The organism is Legionella drozanskii LLAP-1, from assembly GCF_001467585.1.
Taxonomy (GTDB): domain Bacteria; phylum Pseudomonadota; class Gammaproteobacteria; order Legionellales; family Legionellaceae; genus Tatlockia; species Tatlockia drozanskii.
The window spans coordinates 112,250-129,699 of record NZ_LNXY01000001.1 but is presented as its reverse complement, the minus strand read 5'-3'; the positions used below and the strand labels follow the sequence as shown (position 1 = coordinate 129,699).

Below are 17,450 nucleotides of genomic sequence, written 5' to 3'. Positions count from 1 at the left end.
TTTGAGATCTACACTTTGTTTGGAAATTAGATTTTCAATCTATTGATCTACCAAATAGGTCTAGGGAAGAACTGTTATTCAATGAAAAATAGTCAAATGGAGATTGGTCATGGCGTTTACAAGAGAACAGCAAGAAGTAATTATTGATCTCATCAACCGTGAGAATTTGCACGTCGAATACAAAGAAAATGCAGATTGGTCGAATTTTTGTGAAACGAACAAACAGTCTGATAAATTTTATTTAAAAATTAAAAATTTAGACGCAGCAAAAAGAATCGTTAAAAAAATTAACGAGTTAAACTCAAAAGATAACCTCAAAGATCCGAAAGATAGAATCACCTGTCGTGTAGCGGCAGGAGGTCGCAAGGATGTTGATTATAGCGAATCCTTTTCTTTAACCCCCTGGGTAGACGGGGACATTATTGTTAATCTTGAGCTTGCCGCTGCTGATAAATATGCCATTAAAATAAATAAAGAGAAGATGACGGTTAAAATAAAACCGGGTCCTCAAATTAAAGCATTAGATGAAATTCTTGAAGCTGAGGGCCTGGCTACCGTAAGCCCAGCTAGCTTAATCAATCGAGTGACCCCTTTTGGTCTTGCTGCTAACGGAGGGCATGGTACCGACATAAGAGCAGGGGCCTATACTGATAATATCGAATCACTTACTTTCCTGAAAATGGATGGAGAAACGGTAACCATCAGTAGAAAGACTCATCCGGATGATTTTGATCTCATCGCTTCAACTCATTTCGGTCTTTATGGGATGGCCGTGAAAATGAAGTTGAGATGTAAGCCAGCTGAAAAATTGAGACGTATTGAAAGATCAATGAGTCTTCCAGAATTTATTAAAGCAGTGGAAGATGGGAAATTGCCCCGTCCAGACTTTCCTATGTTCAGTTGGTATTATGTGCCCACTTACGCTGATGATCTGAATAATCCCGACATCAAGAACGTTAAAGTAATTGAATACCAATCGGTGCCCTGGAACACTGAAAATAAAAATTTTGATCCTGAGACTAAACATATTGAACAATGGCTGCAGGTGGAATTAGAAGAAGGTTTAAGAGTTACTGATGTATTAGCGATGTTCCCGGAATTAACGCCACTTTTTATGAAATACATTGTGGCTCGTTATGCTGTCGGTGATGAGGAAATAGAGACCATAGGTCCTGCGTCGGCATTATATCATTACCAAACAGAATACCCGAGAAGACTTAACGATCTGGATGGCATGTTTCCGGTAAGCGACGATTTGCATGAAATGATTGATGCCGTGAAGAAGATTGCAATGGATACTGAAGATGCAAAAAAAGATAATGAAGCCCCGGTCACTTTTGGAGCCTATGGCAGATTAGTCCAAAATAAGCAATATAAAGCCAGCTTATCGCCAAGCTCTCATCATTGCGATAAAAAACTGACCTGTGGTTTGGATATCGTGTCAAGTCCTGGTGCCGTTGGTTTTGAGAAATTTCGTGACAATTTCGTTACTTACCTTATTGAGGTCTTAAAAGCGAAATTGCATTGGGGGAAATATGTTCCTTTGGATAAGGGGATAAACTATAACGAAATGTATGGTGATGATCTGAAGGAGTACAAACGAGTTTTAAAGCAGTTTCATAAAGATAATAAATTAGATTTAGAACGCTCTCCTTTCTTAACTGACTTTCCCAGTGAAGTCCTTGATATGAAGGATAAATACAGGCCAACAGTAGAGAAAGTACCCACAGGACCCGAACTTGCAGCTGCTGCGCACTCTGGATTCCGACTTAGAGGATTAAAATGCTTCTTAAACTGGATTGCAGAACAAAATAAAGACCATGAAAGTGACCACATCGATGAATTAAAAACTGCTACCCATGAATTTCATCAAACTGAGATGGAAAAAATACCTGAGTTTTTAAAAAATACACTGTTTGGAAATCCTGTGCGCCCAAATCAAACACGCGGTTGCCCAACCTGTGTTCTAATTTAGAGTTGAACAGAAGGAGGAAAACTCTCCTGTTTCCTCCTGCTGCTCTGATGCTTATGGCACTATCTAAACATTCTTATTGATTAATGAAGGATATTCTTTAGCAAAAGCAGCAGCATAAAACTTAGAGCCTTCCGCTGATAAATGATCATCATCGTAGTATAAAGGCAAGCCATTATTAAATGCATAACACCATTTTTTGTCACAGAAATAGTTCAGTGGATCGAAGGTTTCAACCTGCGGAAATTCTTTGAGTATTTCAGCAAATAATTGTCGTAATGGTGCTTGACGCTGGTCCACTATTTTTCGTGGCATATTGCAGTTTTTTACAGTATGAGCATGAAGATATAAAGGACGGCTATCTAAGCATTCATTGATTGGGCGAAATAATTCAGGCACGTCATAGCTAATAATTACGCGCTTATGTTTAGTTATTAAAAGTTGCAGCGTTTCGCGCAGAGCGGGTCCCCAAAAGGATAAATCATCTATGGCTTGTCTTTTCGATTTATACCAGAGGCTCCAATCTTGTTTTTCAGAGTTATAGTCAAAACCGCTGCGGTTGTAGGCAAACATTCTAAAGCTAAAAATAACGGTTTTAACCGATGCTAATTCTTTATCGGAAAGGGCTTGTTCAGTCATCGATAGGCAAGTCGGATTCGCTGTTTTTCGATCAATTCCTAACAAAAAAGGGCATCCAGGACCCAAAATAATACTAATATGATTTTCAGGGTATTTTTGGAAAAAACCTGCAAGTAAATGATGAGCATGAGAATCACCCAGAATGATCACGGTTTTCTTGCCTCGATGAGAAGAAATACCAAGCCCTACCGGAATCGCTTTTTGAGCAATATCAGGAGGTAATTTTCCCGGAAATTCGGGCGCTGGATCAAGACGAGTTAAGGTTGTTCTTGAGAGAAATCCCTCTTGATAGTAAGTATACAAGCCTAAGCCAATGATGCAAAAAGATAAGCTAAGTAATAGGAGAGCTTTTAGTTTTTGTTTATCACCAAAACGAATGGGTTTTTCAATATAAAGATAACTTAGAAAAGCCAACAAAAAACTTAAAGCTAAACAGCCAACACGGAGAATTTTTGAAGGCATTCCTTGCTCCATTATCCGTGCAAAACTCAGTAAGGGCCAATGCCAGAGATAAAGTGAAAAGCTAATTAAACCTATTCCTACCATAATGCGGTTTGCTAAGAGCTTGCGATTGATCCAGGTTTCAGTTCCAGCGGCAATGAGCAAGGCCGTGCCTAACACTGGCAAAAGGGCATTATTTCCTGGAAAGACTTTTTCTGGATTTAAATAATAAACTCCCCCAGTAATGCAGACCAACCCTGCAAAGGCGAGGGTGTTAACGCAGAGGGAATAGTGTTTGCCAATCGATTTGAGAGAGAAATTGGGTTTGAGGCTATGAGAAACCGCTAATAAGCTACCCATTAAAAGTTCAAAAAAACGGCTCTGAGGTAAGTAGAATGCTGCTGTAGGATTTGTATTTACTCCTTTTAAATTCAAGAAATATGAAATACCAAAAAAAACTAAGGTTAAGGCAAGTATATTTATTTGCTTTTTATAAGCAGCCCAAATGAAGAAGGGCCAAATCAAATAAAACTGCTCTTCGATCCCTAAAGACCATAAATGCAGCAAAGGCTTAAGATCAGCAGCCGTATCAAAATAGCCGCCAGCTTTCCATAAAGCGAGATTGGACGAAAACAAGCCTGCCGCCGCCATGAATTTACCATATGCTTTAAATTCATTGGCTAATAAAGCAAACCATCCCAAGATAAAAAAACCAAGCAAAACAATAAGTAAGACCGGGAAAATACGATTAATTCGACGTACATAAAAATTGAGGAAGGAAAAATTATTAGTCTTTAATTGATTAAAAATAATGCCTGTAATGAGGTAGCCCGAAATCACAAAAAAAATATCAACCCCAATAAAACCACCAGGTAATTGTGTGGGAAAGGCATGAAACACGAGGACTAACAAGACTGCAATAGCTCGTAGGCCATCGATATCAGCTCGGTAGGGAGGAGAGGGAAAAGTATTGGTATTTGTTGACATCTTATGCTTGTAGTCCTTTCTGCAAAATCGTAATTGATCAGTGCTGTAATTTATAAATTTTTGCTGTTGCGATTGCCGCTATGATAGCAAAAAATGAGGTATTAAAAATGAGTCTCTTGCTGTCTTTGGCTGTCATAAAATATCTAATTCTATACGACCACTTAATAAAATAGTGGCAATTTTCGATTAATTGGAAACCAGGTAGCTAGGGAAGAGGATGAGAAGTTAGATCACGACAATGCGAGAACTTTTCCCACACTTTAAAGAGTTTCTTTCAAAGTAGAGGCGTGATAACTTTCAGTTGCAGGCCTACCCAGGGACATTGATATCACATAGGTAAAAGCGGCCGCTACGATGAGGAAGGCTAATAAAGCAAAAATTAAGCTGAGAGTGGGCCGATTATTATTTTTACTTCGCTGAAAAACAAAATCCAAGCTTAAAATTATAAGTAAAATAGCAATCAGAATAAGAATAATCCACGTTAGCATCCTTGCTCCTCGTAGTGTAAAAAGAAGATTATTTTTACATAGAATGCTTCAAACTATAAACTAACTCCTTTGAAATAGCCAATATGAGCGGCTCAACCTTCATTTTATTGATACTGATTAGCGTTTATATTGTATGACGCAAATTCCTGGAAGATTGACCCTCCTCAACTTGATCGATTTCTCCTGTTTTTAGTTCCTCTGCTATTGCAATGATCCCGTCTAATGAACGTTGCACCTCACCTTTAGTGAACGGATTATAAGAATCTGTAGTGTAAGCCGAATAAAGCATGCCTAAGGGAAATATCACTGCAAAAGCCAGCTTTCGCAGTGATTCACATAAATAAACGACTGTATCTAAGAAAAACTCAGGGCCACCGCAATATTCAGAATAAGATAGCCAATAAGGAGCCATGCAGCCAAGTCCTACAATTAGCATAGCTATTGCATGAATGCTGCTCGCTGCGCCAATAAAAAAATCTGTAAATAGATTGCCTCCAAACGTGGAATCAACACTAAAAGTAATCGTTTCACCACTATCTATGGAAGGAATTTTAACGGAGTTGTCTTTGATACGCTTAGCAAGCTCGATAATGGATTGATAGTTGGTGGGTTTGCTATTTAATTCCTTGTTAATTGTTTTAGCATCCTTTAAAAGCTGGCAGTGAAACTGATATTGCATACTTGCATTGGTCCGTTCGTAAACTCTATTCGCGCCGTCCTGAGGAAAGATAACCCAAGGAAAATGTTCTTTTCCGCGATAAAGTTCCGGAGTTGCAAAAACCTTCTCCAAATCAATTTCTTCCTCAAGATGATCAGCGTATTCAATAGCCTCAGCAGAAGACACTTTAGTGAGGTAGTATGACCAACTTGCCCTACAAATTTCTGTAAGGGTGGATTCTAAATGTAAACCAATACGCTTGATTTTAGGTTGGGTAAAAAACATGTGTTCCCCTCGATTAAAAAAAAAGCAGGCATTCTACTATGCTTGCATAAAAACGCATGAGAGCTCTCATCATGAGACACTCATCGTCTTCTGATTTTGTTCTTCATCTACTTCCTCACTAGTTTCTGTCTCAGAGAAAAATGCCTTAATTCTATCGAAGAATAGTTTTTCATTAGCTAAACTTTTTTGTGGCTGAATAAAATGGTAAACACTTAATATATAATCAATGGAAGTATTCTCGCATTCACTTAATCTGCAAGAAATATCTAGATCTTTCATGCAGTGATTAATAAAGCTAACCGCAATAAATTGATCATGATTTTCAAATTGCTTATGTAGATATTCAATTCCCATTTTCATTTCTTTTATAAGTGCTGATTGATACTTAGGAAATTGGCTAAAATGTTTCTTAGCTAGATCCGCTATTTCATCGGGTGACATCTTAGAAAGGGTGACAATGGTTTCAAAAACTTCGCACTCCAGATGTTTTGATTTAACTAATGGCTGGGGTAAAGCGACCTCATCACTTGAAACACCGGTGCCAACATATTGTTCAAATACTCCACTCATCACATCCATAGGATGAGAGAATAGGCCTAAGTCTTCCTGATCACGAGAAAATCGCAAGTTGAGTAAGCATTTTCCAAAATCAATTAATGTGACCTGAACATGAGACGCGGTTTCGACGACCCCCCAATTGGTGTTGCAGGCATCGTCTTTTCCCAAAAGTTCTAAGAGCACGGCTGCTGTGCCGAGTCCGACTAGCCGCTTACTACTGGTTGGAGCGCAGACGTAACCTTCGCTATTCAGGTTCCGTCCAAGTATTTTGGAATTTTCAGCATTATAAGTATCTTTCCAGGTTGTAAACTGATCTAGAAAATCCGCGCCGACCAACGGCTCCTTTTCCGTTCCATTTTTATTTGGTGTTAATTTATAAAAGGCTGAATATTTAGGACAAGAAGGGGAATTAATGTGGCGTATAAACTGGGCACAAAATAGTTCTCTAGAAATTGCAAAGCCTTTTTCATCGGCATCTATTTCGTCGTCAAACTCTTCATATTTATATAACGACTCATTACAATCATAATCTCCTTTTTTTAACAGCTTGTATTTATTTTTAGTGGCATGCTTAACAATACATTCTACCGTATTGCCTTCAGGTGCTTCTTTGAAGTAAAAATATGGAGTAGAGTTAGTTGATTTCGCTTTAGCGACCTTAAAAAAATGTGGCATTAATATCTCAAGGTAAATAATTTTGCGAAGAATAATAAAATTCCCGGTTTTAATCAATATTTTGACTATTTGTATTTTATTGTGCTGGTTGGAAGAGGGTGAATGCGCTGTACAACGTGATTTTCAAACCTGGCCCAATGTATTGGCTATTGGAAGATTTAGTCATGCCGATACAGGATTCGGCCGCATCCGAGTGTGGTTAGAAGCCCAACAACGTATCGGCGACGACAGTAGTAAATTTACTCAGATTTTATTTCGTCCTGGATTGGGTTATGCCCTTACAAAAAATCTGAGTATGTGGATGGGTTATGGTTGGATTCGTACCGGAGTCCCTTTGACCAACGCTCCTTTCGGTGAACACCGAATCTGGGAACAGTTGTTATGGGAGAAAACAAACCCGCATTTCACCTTCATCAGCCGAACACGCCTGGAACAGCGCTATTTTCAAAACAGATTCAAGATGGCCTTTAGAGTCAGACAACTCCTTAGACTTGTAGTTCCTTTAGACGATCGCTCGAGATTCAGTTTTGTCAGTAACGATGAACTATTCTGGCATCACAATGACTATATAGGCAGGAAAAATAGTGAAGGGTTTGATCAGAATCGTTATTTCATTGGCCTGGGCTATAAAATCAATACAAATGCAACGACGGAAATTGGATATATGAATCAGTATATCCGTCGTTTTGATGTGCCTAATTTTCTTGCTCATATAGTCTCGGTTAATCTTTTTCTTAATTTTTAAAATAAGTGCCTTGCATATCCCAGCAAAGTTCTAAGGGCTTGCCCAACGATTCAAACAAGCAACCAGGGTTTCGCAGCAGGATCAAAATCACTTTAAAATACTTTTTCTCTAGAAAATAATAGATACATTGAGGCTTTAATTTGTATAATATGCCTAAATTTTATTTATTCCTTGAATTATGACAAAAAAAATATTAGTGCTTAGTTTAGATTATGATGATTGTTTATTAAGAAAATATGATCGTTATGACCATTTGCGGCGTGAAAAATTTGATGCGGTGGATTTTGATGAGGTGGTGAATAACTATCAAGCACCAAAGGGTAAAATAAAATGGAAAAAGCGATTATTGAAGGATAATAAGGCTCTTTTTGCCTATATTAGTTCAATTGCAGCTAACTATGATGAAATCATTGTATGTTGTGGGTCGAATCGTCAAAATGAGTATTCGGATGCTACAAATTCTTGTAGAGACGATTTATATTCTGGCTCCTGTTACGAGGGTTTAGAGATTTTAGTTTCTCATCTTCGAACCTTAGTTGGGGTTCCGGTTCAACTGGAGCAGACAACGACTGCAGATCATTTCTTACAACGCAAATCAGGAGAAACTTTTTCAAGTACTCTTGAGTGGGCTAAAGGACTTAAACCTAAATCCTCGTTTAAAGACTGTCCGAATGATCGAACAAAAATTTCTTTGCATTATCGTTTAATGCATTATTTCGCCGATAAACTGGAGTCTTTCTGGGCAAAACAAAAAGAAGAAGTGAAAATTGATTATTTCGCCATAGATGATAGTTATCAGGGACAGTTAAAATTACCCAATCCCGCAATTATTGATGGGCTGAATGAGGTGTATAGAGAACGACCTCAATTGATTCCTGATAATACCTCATTATTTACCTTGCCTTATCAAAATGGGGAATTAAAAATGGATTGTATGACCAAGATTGAAGGAACCGGAGCAATTGATCGTAATTTTGATTTTAACATGGAGCGCATGATGCTCTGCTCTCTGAAGGGCGACGAAATAGAGCAACGAATAAAATTATTTGATCGTAAATCATGTAATTGCTGGAATGTATTTGCTAATCATAAAAAGGAAGAGGCTTTTTTTAGAAACTTACAAGATCCAGAGACAGCGTTTGTTAATGAGTTTATAGAAAGACACAAACTAGCCTATAGTAGTGGATTTTTTTGTGGTTTATTTAATAAAACCAATCTTTCTGATTATGAAACATTGAATACTCGAGCTATTTTAAAACATGCTAAACATCGAACTTTTTTTGGTTTTAAAAACAGAACTTGTCAGATCGTGGAAGAGATGGGCTATAACGTAGAGCCTTAGTTGACGAGCTGTTACTCAGCTTTAAAAAGGATAATTGATCTAAAAAAGATTTCTGCTAACGTGCTCTCCTGTATCCATAATCTCTTGCATCAGTGGATTCTCACTTAATACTGAGCGTATTTCCTTAAATGTTCCATGATGGCTAAAGGCTTTGAGAACGCTAGCAGTAGCTTCGTTGAAATTGTCTTCTTTAGCTGCAATAAGCTTTTTAATTTTTGTTAATTCTTGCTCATATTCTTGAGAATTTTCAGGATGAATATCCTGCAAAATTCCTTTTATTTCAGAAATAATATCCGGATCATCACCACTCTCGCCCTTAAATAAATTGCTACCAAGAAGTTTAATAATTGCTGTAAGGTTTTCCTCTCTGAGTTCTGGTGGTATTTTTGTAATTTTTAATTGATTTTTAATACTATCCATCTTGTCGATGAGAGTTCTTCTCGCGTCTGCTTGTAATCCCGCCATTCGAGTGGCTCTTCCTTCCGTGATCCATTTCTGAGCTTTACCGAAAGAAGCGATATAGATTAATAGACCAGAAAATATTTTTAATAACCCAACGCCAATGTTTAAATAAGGATATTTTATAGTTAATTGTTTAGCCAGTTTTTGGTATCTTTCCGCTGCATTTTTGTTATCTGGTTGAGCTATAAGTTGTGAAGTCCGAGTGACAGTTTCTAATAATAAACGCTTGCCACTAACGCCTAATTCGTGTTGTTGTTTAATTAAAGTGATAACTTCTTGCTCGAGATCTAGAAATTGCTGTTCAGAAGTGCTGGCCGTATCTTGAGCCTTATCAAGTTGTTTTTGCACCTGAGAAAGTCGTAAACTCAACAAATCATCCACCCGGGAGTGTGGACAATTTAAATCACGCCACTCAATCATCCAGGCTAGTTTAGGATCATTAAAGATGGTGTCAAAATTGTTATTAATATAGGCATCGACCGTATTCCAAATAATTTTGGAATGATGATTCATCCCGCGTGCTTTCACCACTGTAGGCGCTGCATGCAAAGCACGCTCAAATTCTTCACGAGTTAAGGGAACTTTGGCTTCAATGGATTTCATTAAATTATAATAAGCAGAAGAAACACCTCCGCGATCAATCGCATCTTTACAGGAAAAATTAACACTATTAGGATCCAATTTTTCGAGTATATGGTTAGTCAGTTCAAATTTAATAAAATGAAACCATACGGCTTGACGCTGAGCACTTGTCAAGGGTTTACCCTCTTCTATGCCTATTTTTGCAAAACTTTTTTGGAGTAATTTTTTTAATTCCTTTTCCTCATTTCTAAAAATGAGAGAACGTGCTTCAGCACTAATATAAAAATCTTTGGTAGCATTTTTTGCAGTTTTATCTTGGCTCGCGATTTTAAAAAACTCGTCAAAGGTTTCTTTAAAATCATGCTGATCTGTCGTTTTTAAAAATTCTGATTGATGCATCAATCCCTTATCGGCAGGTAGGGTGATGACAACAAGATTGGGATGGCGACCTTCTAATTTATGCAATGCTTCCGTTAATGCTTTTTCTTTTTTACCCTCGAAGTCATCGCGGTCACGGCCTAGATTATTAAAATAGACATGGGTTATTTTACGTGGCTTTGAAGGATCGTACTCAGCATCTGCATGGAGATCTAGCCAACGTTCAAATAAAGGACTTATTCTGACTTCGCCATGATGACGTTGGGCTTGAGTGCCTATACGATATTCCCTAAGACGCCTGTCTAGGTTGTATTGATAATGCCTTATTGTTGCAAGGCTCGTAGTATGTTGAGGTTTAAAATCGCCGGTTGTCATCGCAGTTAAGCGACCATAGGCAGAGCCTGCTTGAGCAGGAGTTTGACTATGTAGATTAATAGTCGACGGACTAGATGGAAAAAAATGAGCAATACCTTTTTCAACTGAAGAGCTCATTGGAGTATGTTCTAAAGGAATTTTCTGAATAGCGGTAAAAGTGGTTTCTAAAATATGATTATCATTATCATAAATTGATAGTATGAACTCATCTAATGATCTGATTTGTTGTCTGATATCTTCTTCTTTGTTGGGGGTTTGAGCTAAATCACTTTTTATCGCAGTTCTTAGGGCTCTTGTTTTTGCCAGAGACTCTTCTCGTTCTTTCCTTTTTGCAAGCTCTTCAGGTAGGAATTCTCGTGTTTCATTATTTTTTTCTTCATCAATTTCAGCCTCTTCGATTGCAGCAGTCTCAACAAAATGTTTCAGCCCAATATTATTAGCAAGTTGCCTGGTTAGATTTTGTCGTGGTTCATCGAAAATGGTTTTTATATTTTCTTCTGCAACTGTGAAAAAACGAGTATAGAGATCAGCATAAGCAAAACGCGGGTTATAATCCTCTTGCTGATGAATTTGACGAAGTCCATCAGCAAGCTTGGCATCAAGCGCTTCTAAACTGTTAAAAACAGACTCAGGAATTTTTAGCGCCCTTAAATAAGCATAACAATTTTGGTTATGAAGACTTTCACTAGTTATCCCAGTAGGGTTGACAGAAGGAATGCCCATATATTTTTCGTTTATAGTGAATCTAATTTAATTTTAGTCCTAAAATGCTTAAGAATTTATTAGCATTCCTCAAAAATTGGAAAAACCAATATAGCCGATTGATCCCTAACCTAAGGAGATCATCAATCTTAGCTTTTTATGACTGGTCAACTTTTCATCAAAACCTGAACTAATATTAGAAGTAACAGGGATAATAAGGAAATGGCATGGAATACAAAAATGTTATGGTCGCAATTGATGAAAGTGACTCATCTAATCTGGCCTTAAAAGAAGCCATTCGATTAACCAAAGAATTTAATGCAAAGCTACACGTTCTTTATATTGTGGATGAAACTATTTTTAATAAAGTGGATGAATACGTTGAATTTGATTTACTGTGGAGCGCTCATAGAGAGTTTGGAGAAAAGATATTAAATAAAGCGCAACAGGTGCTAAATACCTCAGAAGTTGACTTTACTACAAAGTTAAGTGAGCTTAAACCGAATGAAGGTCGTCTTGCTGAAAAAATTGTATCGGAAGCAAATTCTCTTCCTGCAGATATCCTCGTTGTTGGGACACATGGGCGAAAAGGATTTAGTCGTTTATTTCTAGGAAGTGTTGCTGAGAATGTAATTCGTATTGCGAATTTGCCGGTGTTATTAGTGAGAGAATTAAAACTGTGAGGCTGCATTAATATTTAAGAGTACTAGGTTGGTAAGACTTGTCATAGCGAATTCTTGTAGCTTTGGATTCCCGTTTTCGCGGAGGGGGATAGAAACCCTGAAAATAACCAGTTCGTCATTCTCTGCGAAAGCGGGTGCCAAATAACAGATCTTTAATGCTTTTCTTTTTTATCACCCAATAACCAATTAACACTTACTTCAAGTTCATCAGCAATTCTATTGATTGAATTAGAATCAACAGCAACTACTCCATTGAGTAGAGCTTCAATTTTGAATTTGGGCAATTTAAATAATTTAGAACAAATTTGAACTCGTTCAGTTATGAGACTGGGAACTCCCACTAAATCTAATTCTCTGTTCAAACGTTCAGATAGTTGTTTATTAGCCATGATAATCTCCTCAGATTTTGTATTAGTGTAAACCATGGAAGATTAAGGATTGATTAAGTACATCAAGAAAATTTACTGAGGATGAAATAAAGCTATTAAGGCTTATTAATTAGGAAGCTATAACTCTTCCACTAACTGGCTTTTATGGGAGAATCACTCCCGCTTTCGCGGGAATGATTAGGAGAAATTAAGGACAATGAGCAGCAACAAAAGTTGGTTCAACGCTAACTTCTTTATCTTTGCCGGTATCTCTATTAATTTGCGAATGCAATTGTGAATACAATAAAGAATAACGTTTTTGCATGGTCTGAAGCCGCTGTTCTGTTGAAGAAATTTTCTTATCCTTTAGTTCGGAAACAGACGATTCTCTCTCTTTCCCAGCATTGTTGTCTTGCGAAAACAATAAAGAATAGCGATTTTTCGAGGTGTGATCCTGGCTCGAACGATTAGATCTCCAATCAGGAATAGACGCTTCGTTATTCTCTTTTTCTTCTTGTTTCTCTTCAGCCTTATTTACTAACTGTCTAAAGGTCGATATTTCGATATTGAAGGCCGATAAACTTGTTTTAAGAGAAGGAGAAAGCTCGCAGGTTTCCACTAATTCATTGATCTTAGCAACTTCGGTTTCAATGTCTTCGAGCCGTTGTTTGTTCGATGGATCAGGATTAAGTCTTGATAGGGTACCGAACTCGATTTTGAGCTTATACAAGTTAACAAAAAGTTTAGCTTCGAGGTTTTGCATCTTGAGTTGTTTATAGTCTAGATCTTGCAGTGTCTGGAGAAGTTTATTTCCCTCCTTAACCAGACTTTTCTTTGGTTCATCCTTTAACAACCATTCTAAAGTCTCAATATGCGCTTCTTTCTCTCGATTAAGTAGCTCGAGTTGTGAGTTTTCTTTTTCCCAATCAATGACGTAGTTTTCGTCCATCACGAAAACATCTGATTGTTTCTTATCCTTAAGATAACGAGAAACGTCAGCGATTAAGTAACGGTTTAGATCCCTGATTAACTCTTCAAGCATTTGTCGCTGTATAGTCGGTTGACTTGAGTTGCTAGAAGTAGAAGATTTAAGCACTCGACCAAAATTGACTGGTTTAGCCGTTTCTAAGTCATTTCCTAGTGGCTCTATTTGTGTACTCAATTCATGGCTCTCATCTTGATCGTAGAAAAATCCATTGTTGAGCATATCGATAAGAATGGTATCGAGTTGAGCATCGGTATCATTGGGTATCGGGAAATGTGTGCGTTCTGTCTGAAGTTTATTGAGCGTTAACATCATCTTCCTACCACCGGAAGTTCTGCTAGCCATTTCTAATCGCCTTTCGCTTGGATCCTTTATTTTCTCAAGGTAACGATTACCATCTTCTAAAAAGGTTATATCACGTCTAATCAGAGCCATACTCGGTATTGCCGCTTGCTGTTGACTCAGCACTGGGCCTAGAGCAGTAGCTCGATGTGGGAACATCGTTTCATTGAGTTTAGCAAAAACTTGTTCTGTTTCCGGATTTAGACCATCAAAGGTTTTCTTTAAGCGAGAAACTTCAGTAGTAGATAATCCTGTGAGTATTGCTTGGCAACCCGATAAATCTTTGTGTTCATGATATAGAGAATAAGCCACCCAAATCCAGCGATCGACAATAAGCGTTCTTTCTTCCATGGAGGAGGCATTTAAAACAAGTGAGCTAATATAATTGGTGAGATTAACGTTTTGATCGGTAAATGCTGCCATAGAAGGACATTCTTCAGGCTTCCAGGGAGGCGAAAATAATTCGTCGGTTGAAATTTGTAAAAACAGTTTTTGGTCGAGCGCTGCGATACTATTCGCATACCCTGTGATAACTTGCTTATTTAATTTTTCTACTCTCGAGGCAAAAATGGGATTGAATCTGATCTTATTTTTTACAGCAGGATTGATGAGAAACTCATTATAAGCTTGCATGTCGAAGGTATTCGCATGGAGATGTTCATTTAACCGCTTGAGAATCTTGGCTGGATCCCTTTTAGTTTTGATTTCTTGTTTGCGCTGATTGATTTGCTCATAAAATGCTTTGCTATCAGGCTTGGCGGCTTTGAATTCAATTTGAGTTTTACTCGGTGATGAATGCTTAGGCGCGAAGACTTCGGCGTAGGCTTGTATTTCTTCATACCTATTTTTTAGCACTAACAGGGTTTTACTTGCCCGTTTTTGAAAACGTTCTAATTCGTCTAACTCGGTAATTTCGAGAAGTTCGCTGTCAAAAAATTTATTTTGTTCTTTGTACTCATCCATGTACTTTTTCTGAAGATTTGAAAGCTCAGCAAGATTGGTTTTCTTTTCCTTTTTTGTGCTTCTTTTCATTAAGGCATCTCCTACAAACTGATGAATGAAATTAACAAGACCTATACTAAGACAAGTCAGGTGAATTGGCTATATAGCTTACGTGTGAAATAATTTTTTTACACTTTAGTTACTTAACAAGCCAAAGTTGTAAATATCTAACTTCTTGTTGAATTATTATTTATAACCAATTGCTTAGAGTTAAAAATATTGTGGTTTCTATTGAATGAAAGGCATTAAAAATGTTACAAACTGGGGTTTGGTTTAATTTTGATGCATATGAATATTATTTTTATTATATGATAAAATATGCCGCCATTTGGGCAAGAAAAGTTATTTTGCGTACTAAAGGCCAATGAAAACAGAGACAGCTAGTTGTTGAATCCTTGTGTTTTATTTTCTTGTATCACCTTAGTATTTTTTTCAAGACTAGTATTTCCACTCAGGAAACCATGAGTAATTAAATAACATGTATCGCTTTGTTTTTTATAAGGGCTATTTTCTAGGTTCTTTAAAGCAGGAAATTCTTTTCTATCTTGGATAGAAAAGAAGGATACATATTTACTGCACTCCTCTTTAGTTATTTTTTCCATTTCGCTGGCAATTTTTTCATGGCTTCCATTAACAATACCTGAGTATTTTATTCCCGCAAAACGAGCGAATCGCTTAGTTGGTGCGGAAATTAGCACAGGGATAAGCTGGTGCGCTCCAAAATTTTTTAGATATTCCTTTATTTTAGGGTGCTGCATAATTTCTTTCTTAAAATCAGGGAGGGTTTTCCAAACTCCCTCACCAAAAGAGCAAGAAATTGCTAAGGCTTCTTCATTAGCGATACGTCCCATGAAAATAGGTGCCTTTTCTTTAAGGAATTTATGAATTATTTCTTCGATGTCATGGGAAAATTCCGGGGGTAGAGGTGGTTTTACCATATATAATTCTAAGTTTATTTCTGGATGACGGTCAAAATACCCCATCCACGGAAGCCAAGTATTGCTAAAAGAACTATTGATACCTAAAGAGCGATAAAATGGATATAGAACGCCAGAGTTACCTTTTATAACAGTGATATCTCGAGCACTGGTTTGATAAATAGTAGCGCATTCCTTTGATTGAAATTGGTGCATAAAACCTTCCTTGGTATAAAACTTAATTGCTCAATTAAATTATAGCAAGAGTGAAGGGGGTTATCTGGTGGAAGCAGTTCAATCAACCTAGGATGGGTCTGGATCTAACAAATCCATTACCACAGAAAGAGTTGAATTCGGTAGAATGTTAGTCCAAGGCCCCCACCCTCAATTCGCCTAAAAACGAAGAATGGCATCGATTGCAAATACTCTTTGATTGCCTCGAGTGCCATTATCATAAGGCCTCACTTGATATCTGAATGCTTTTTCATAGCGAATTTCTGGTCTTACTTCCAAAAAATTTGAAAATTGGTGGGTCAATCCTAAGGTTAGGCTCATGTAGGAGGTCGCAAAACCACTTCGTTGCCCTTGATAATCATCAAAAAAATCAGTACGAAAAGACATAAAATCTTTGTCACTGACTTTGAGTTCCGTGTAATTAACGATCCCCAACGAGTTTGAACGCCCAGGAATTATAGGACCGCAGCCACCACCGCCACCGTAAGATTTTATGGGGCCAAAATTACAAGTTCCTCCCTTTGCACCATCATATTGATAGACGAAATACATTTCCGTCGCAGTAAAAAATTTTGCTGTGAATCGATGAGTCCAGGTGAGGTTATATTGCTGTATATTATCGTGGAATCCCTTGAAACGTCCTCCATTGACTGAATTGACTCCTCCCCATAATGAATCATTATTAGATCGAGAAACCCAGCGAATAAGCGCTTGAAAGGTCGGATGAGCCGCATTTGTCCAAGGAGCGACATCACTGCCCGCGTGCAGACCTAGCAGAACAGTCCAGGTGTCGTTAAGTTTAATAGCAGTATTGACGCCTGTTTGCGTATAAGTATCAAAGGTAAACATCAGTGAATGAGTCACTAAATAATTTTGCGGTGCAAGTTGGGCTTCAATATCTGGAGGGGAAATATAACGCCCAAAGGTAATAACCATCCCTTCTGCAACAAGGGGAAAATACAGTTGTCCAGACGCTTCGACTAAATCATAACCATACAACTTATTACGTTTAAGTAATTGACTACTAAAATAGCCCTGTGAGGTGGTAAAACGGTAATCCATACCGTAAATATTAGAAAGTCTAAATCCCCAGTCAATATTTTCTACTTGAACCGTATCAGGTAATCGCTCGATACGTAAAACGGATTGCTCAAGCTCGATGCGATTGGGAACTATAGAGTAGGTAAGAGGGTAGTTGGAGTTTTTTGAGCTACTCGCATTGTAGGAAGGATTAATCCAACCATAGATCCTAATGTTTTTTCTTTCTAAAGCAGGGATAGCTTTCCAAATAAATTTGTTGATGGGATACACGGGATCTGAATTCGGCACACCAATAGTCGGCCCCAAATATTCAGTACTTGGAAAAATAGAGTCAAATGGAGCGGGTTTTGCTCTTCTTTTCGGTTCTGGTGACTGGGTTTGTACCTGAGATGTCTTTTGTTTAGCGGGTTCAGCAATAACAGTAAAGGGAAAGTAAAGTATTCCAATGAGAAGGCAATAATAAAAACTGTCTCTTTTCATACAAATCCATTTGTTAAGGCTAGCAACAAAATTCTAAAAGGCGCATTATACCTATTTTAATGATGAAACCTAGTCTGTTCTAACAGTTATCACAATTAGCTTAAGCTAT

The 17,450-nt window shown here is 37.6% G+C and carries 13 protein-coding genes; 4 read left to right on the top strand and 9 right to left on the bottom strand.

What is annotated here, in order from left to right; genetic code table 11:
• Window positions 1–109: 109 nt before the first annotated feature.
• Window positions 110–1,975 (top strand): FAD-binding protein, encoded by a 1,866-nt coding sequence (locus Ldro_RS00590; RefSeq protein ID WP_058494479.1) that lies wholly within the window; start codon window positions 110–112, stop codon window positions 1,973–1,975.
• 63 nt (window positions 1,976–2,038) lie between these two features.
• On the opposite strand, the gene Ldro_RS00585 is transcribed toward Ldro_RS00590, so the two are convergent.
• The 4 genes from Ldro_RS00585 to Ldro_RS00570 form a co-directional block, all read right to left on the bottom strand.
• Window positions 2,039–4,039 (bottom strand): acyltransferase family protein, encoded by a 2,001-nt coding sequence (locus Ldro_RS00585; protein WP_058494478.1) that lies wholly within the window; start codon window positions 4,037–4,039, stop codon window positions 2,039–2,041.
• 260 nt (window positions 4,040–4,299) lie between these two features.
• The gene (locus Ldro_RS00580) at window positions 4,300–4,527 is read right to left on the bottom strand and encodes a hypothetical protein (protein ID WP_058494477.1); all 228 of its coding nucleotides are present in this window, start codon (window positions 4,525–4,527) and stop codon (window positions 4,300–4,302) included.
• A 124-nt stretch (window positions 4,528–4,651) separates the two neighbouring features.
• Entirely contained in the window at window positions 4,652–5,470 is an 819-nt protein-coding gene (locus Ldro_RS00575; protein ID WP_058494476.1) for a hypothetical protein, read from the bottom strand.
• Window positions 5,471–5,539: 69 nt separating this feature from the next.
• Window positions 5,540–6,703 (bottom strand): hypothetical protein, encoded by a 1,164-nt coding sequence (locus Ldro_RS00570; protein WP_058494475.1) that lies wholly within the window; start codon window positions 6,701–6,703, stop codon window positions 5,540–5,542.
• 22 nt (window positions 6,704–6,725) lie between these two features.
• Here Ldro_RS00570 and Ldro_RS00565 point away from each other — a divergent pair, with 22 nt between their 5' ends.
• Together Ldro_RS00565 and Ldro_RS00560 are read left to right on the top strand one after the other, a co-directional pair.
• Complete coding sequence (locus Ldro_RS00565) at window positions 6,726–7,448, top strand: DUF2490 domain-containing protein (RefSeq protein ID WP_238583928.1); 723 nt, start codon at window positions 6,726–6,728, stop codon at window positions 7,446–7,448.
• Window positions 7,449–7,626: 178 nt separating this feature from the next.
• Complete coding sequence (locus Ldro_RS00560) at window positions 7,627–8,790, top strand: hypothetical protein (RefSeq protein WP_058494473.1); 1,164 nt, start codon at window positions 7,627–7,629, stop codon at window positions 8,788–8,790.
• Window positions 8,791–8,829: 39 nt separating this feature from the next.
• Here Ldro_RS00560 and Ldro_RS00555 read toward each other — a convergent pair whose 3' ends face one another.
• Complete coding sequence (locus Ldro_RS00555; RefSeq protein ID WP_058494472.1) at window positions 8,830–11,310, bottom strand: hypothetical protein; 2,481 nt, start codon at window positions 11,308–11,310, stop codon at window positions 8,830–8,832.
• A 206-nt stretch (window positions 11,311–11,516) separates the two neighbouring features.
• Here Ldro_RS00555 and Ldro_RS00550 point away from each other — a divergent pair, with 206 nt between their 5' ends.
• Entirely contained in the window at window positions 11,517–11,972 is a 456-nt protein-coding gene (locus Ldro_RS00550; RefSeq protein WP_058494471.1) for a universal stress protein, read from the top strand.
• A 152-nt stretch (window positions 11,973–12,124) separates the two neighbouring features.
• Here the strand turns inward: Ldro_RS00550 and Ldro_RS00545 are convergent, their stop codons facing one another.
• The 4 genes from Ldro_RS00545 to Ldro_RS00530 form a co-directional block, all read right to left on the bottom strand.
• A complete protein-coding gene (locus Ldro_RS00545; RefSeq protein ID WP_058494470.1) occupies window positions 12,125–12,361 on the bottom strand; it encodes a hypothetical protein in 237 nt (78 codons plus the stop codon).
• Window positions 12,362–12,548: 187 nt separating this feature from the next.
• Complete coding sequence (locus tag Ldro_RS00540; protein WP_058494469.1) at window positions 12,549–14,699, bottom strand: RasGEF domain-containing protein; 2,151 nt, start codon at window positions 14,697–14,699, stop codon at window positions 12,549–12,551.
• A gap of 350 nt (window positions 14,700–15,049) precedes the next feature.
• The gene (locus tag Ldro_RS00535; RefSeq protein ID WP_131764324.1) at window positions 15,050–15,652 is read right to left on the bottom strand and encodes a hypothetical protein; all 603 of its coding nucleotides are present in this window, start codon (window positions 15,650–15,652) and stop codon (window positions 15,050–15,052) included.
• A 327-nt stretch (window positions 15,653–15,979) separates the two neighbouring features.
• Entirely contained in the window at window positions 15,980–17,341 is a 1,362-nt protein-coding gene (locus Ldro_RS00530; protein ID WP_058494467.1) for an outer membrane beta-barrel protein, read from the bottom strand.
• Between the last annotated feature and the right edge of the window lie 109 nt (window positions 17,342–17,450).